Here is a 2,205-nt window from a genome sequence, read left to right as displayed (position 1 = left end):
GCCCGCGCGGCGCGCGCTGCCGCCGGAGGCGCGGACCTCCTCGGCGGCGGCCAGGATGCGGGCGGCCTGCTCGTCACTCATGAGTGCCTTCTCGTTCGGTCGTGGGCGTGCTGACAGGGGGTCGGGTCAGCGGGCGGTGCGGGGCATGCCGAGGCCGCCCATGCAGGTCAGTTCGCGCATGACCTCGTTGACCCCGCCCCCGAAGGTGATCACGACGTTGCGCTTGTTCATCATGTCGAACCACCGCTGGAGTCTGGCGGTGTCGGGATCGGTGGGGTCGCCGAAGCGACCGAGCAGCTCCTCGATGATCCGGCCGACGTGCTGGATCTTCTCGGTGGAGAACACCTTGGACGCCGCCGAGTCACCCATCGACGGGTTCTCCCCGGCCGAGGAGACCTGCCAGTTGAGCAGTTCGTTGAGCCGGACGAACGCGAAGATCTCGGCGAGCCCGCGCCGCACCTCGGGCCGGTCCAGGTGACGGACACCGTCGGCACCGGTGCCCCGGGCCCAGCCGACCAGCTCGTCGTAGTACCCGCCCGGTCGACCGGACGGGGCCAGCATCACGCGCTCGTGGTTGAGCTGGGTGGTGAGCATTTTCCACCCGCCGTCGACCTCGCCCACCACCATGTCCGCCGGGACGCGCACGTCCGAGTAGTAGGTGGCGTTGACGTGGTGGGCGCCGTCGCAGGTGATGATCGGGGTGAACGAGAACCCCGGGTCGGAGGTGTCGACGATGAAGATGGTCAGACCGCGGTGCCGCGAGTCCGGGGTGCCGGTCCGCGCGGCCAGCCAGATGTAGTCGGCGTGGTGGCCGCCGGTGGTCCACATCTTCTGCCCGTTGATGATCCAGTCACCGGTGGCCTCGTCCCGCCTGGCGGTGGTCCGCAGCGCGGCGAGGTCGGTGCCCGCGTCGGGCTCGGAGTAGCCGATCGCGAAGTGGATCGAGCCGTCGAGGATCCCGGGCAGGAACCTCTCCTTCTGCAGCTCGGTGCCGTACTTCTGCAGGGTCGGCCCCACGGTCTGCAGTGTGACCGAGGGCAGCGGGACGTCGGCGCGGGTGGCCTCGTTGGTGAAGATCAGCTGTTCGATGTGGCCGAATCCCTTGCCGCCGAACTCGGTGGGCCACCCCACGCCCAGCCACCCGTCCCGGCCCATGCGGGTGATGATCTCCGCGTAGGTGTCGCCGTGGCGGGTGGTGGCGATGTCCGCCGCCTCCTCGGGCGAGATGAGCGTGGAGAAGTACTCGCGGAGCTCGGCCTGCAGCGCCCGCTGCTCCCCGGTGAGGTCGATGAAGGTGCCCTCCGGCGCCGTACCGGCGTCGGCGTCGGTCGAGGCGGGGGCCACGTGCTCGACGGGGTCGGACGCCACCGCCGACGCGAGGTCGTCCAGGTGCAGCTGCCCTCCGCCGACGAAGCGGGCCAGATCCTTGACGGCCGAGGAGTACCGGAACATGGGGTAGGTGATGTCCACCCCGACGCCGCCGTGCAGGTGGTGCAGGATCTGCACCGCACGTGGTCCCTCGGTGGCCAGCCAGTAGGCACCGATCGTCGGGTCGGTGGCGTACCGGTCGGCCGGGCCGGTGAGCCCCTCCGAGACCCGCCAGGTCACCGACTGGGAGATCACGTGCAGCGTGCGCGAGATGATGTAGACGTCGGCCAGCTCCTGCTGGACCGCCTGGAACGAGCCGAGCGGCTTACCGAACTGCACACGCTGCTTGAGGTAGTCGGCGGTCATGTCCAACGCGCCGGAGACCAGGCCGTCACCGTGGGCGATGCACGCCGACAGGACGAGCCGTCGGAACTCGTCGAGGACCGCTCCGTCCCCCGGGCCACGGAGCACGTCGTCGTCGTCGACCGGCGTCGCGTCGAACCGCATCGCGTACTCCGGCACGCCGAGCGACCCGAGGGTCGGGGTAAGGGTGACCCCGGGGGCGTCGGGGGCGACGACGACGAGGACGGGGGCTCCCCCGGCCGTGGACACCGGCACCAGGACGGACCGGGCCTGGGCCGCGTAGCGGACCGCGGTGACGGTGCCGGTCATCGTCCCGCCGTCGAGGCGCACGGTGGGCTCGAGCGGAAGCGGGCTCCCGGGTTCGGTGAGGGCGGCGGTGAGGATGCGACCGTCCTCGATCCCCTCGAGGAGCGCCTTCTGCTGGTCCGCGGTACCGAGGGCGACGATCGGCAGGACGCCGAAGCCGAGGGTCTC

The 2,205-nt window shown here is 70.9% G+C and carries 1 protein-coding gene and 1 pseudogene; both read right to left on the bottom strand.

All coding sequences use genetic code 11. The features are described 5' to 3' along the window. Window positions 1-126: 126 nt before the first annotated feature. Window positions 127-1,344, bottom strand: coding sequence for an acyl-CoA dehydrogenase family protein (locus tag G6018_RS17655; protein WP_347237821.1), 1,218 nt, complete (start codon window positions 1,342-1,344; stop codon window positions 127-129). Window positions 1,345-1,383: 39 nt separating this feature from the next. After that, window positions 1,384-1,875, bottom strand: a pseudogene (locus tag G6018_RS17650) (acyl-CoA dehydrogenase family protein); the annotation flags it as partial. Window positions 1,876-2,205: the final 330 nt, after the last annotated feature.

It is taken from the genome of Dietzia sp. DQ11-44 (genome assembly GCF_014145205.1).
In the GTDB taxonomy this organism is placed as follows: Bacteria; Actinomycetota; Actinomycetes; order Mycobacteriales; family Mycobacteriaceae; genus Dietzia; species Dietzia natronolimnaea.
The sequence above is the reverse complement of the archived record's forward strand: the minus strand, read 5'-3'. Positions and strand labels throughout refer to the sequence as shown.